The organism is Dyadobacter sp. HNCC25DJ183, from assembly GCF_056895175.1.
Map to the genome: position 1 here is coordinate 1 of NZ_JBXHAP010000020.1, position 701 is coordinate 701.

General features: G+C 49.4%; 1 pseudogene. It reads left to right on the forward strand.

Annotation, left to right across the window (positions count from 1 at the left end):
• Positions 1 to 701, forward strand: a pseudogene (locus tag AC1XTG_RS25575) (T9SS type A sorting domain-containing protein); the annotation flags it as partial.

Below are 701 nucleotides of genomic sequence, written 5' to 3' on the forward strand. Positions count from 1 at the left end.
TACGTTTGGGACAAAAACTATCCTGAAAAGACACTTACGGTTGAGCTCATGGAAGGCAGTGTTGTACGGGCCACAACTGTGGCAGATATTTTCCGTGCCGACCTGGAAGCTGCTGGCTCAGGCACTGCGAAATATGGGTTCCGTATGGCCATACCTGCGAGCCTGAAAGATGGTAAGCCACATGAGCTGAAGATCCGCGTTAAAGGGACAGAGTATTTCCTGAGGACCTCGTCAACAGTAACCTGTGCGGTTCTCCCTGCTTATACAGGCGCTCTTGAAAGTGCAGACTGCAATGCTATCCGAGGCTATGTGAAGGACACAAACTATCCTGATTCAGCGATAACAGTCGAGTTGCTGGAGGGTACGACTGTGCTAGCGACCGCGGTTGCAAATACTTTCCGTTCTGACTTGCCGGACTCGGGCAGTGGAAAATATGGGTTCAGTATTCCTTTCCCTGACAAGCTTCGCGACGCAACAGCCCATCAGCTTAGTATCCGGATTAAAGGGACAACTACAATTCTGTCAGGTTCCCCCAAATCGGTTACTTGCGCACTCCCATCTAAATATGCGGGTGCTTTCAATGCAAACTGTACCAGGATTTATGGATACGCGTGGGATGCAAGCTATCCGGAAGCTTCTTATACGGTTGAAATTTTAGATGGTACCCAGGTTGTTGCCAGTGTTTTGGCCAATACTTACCG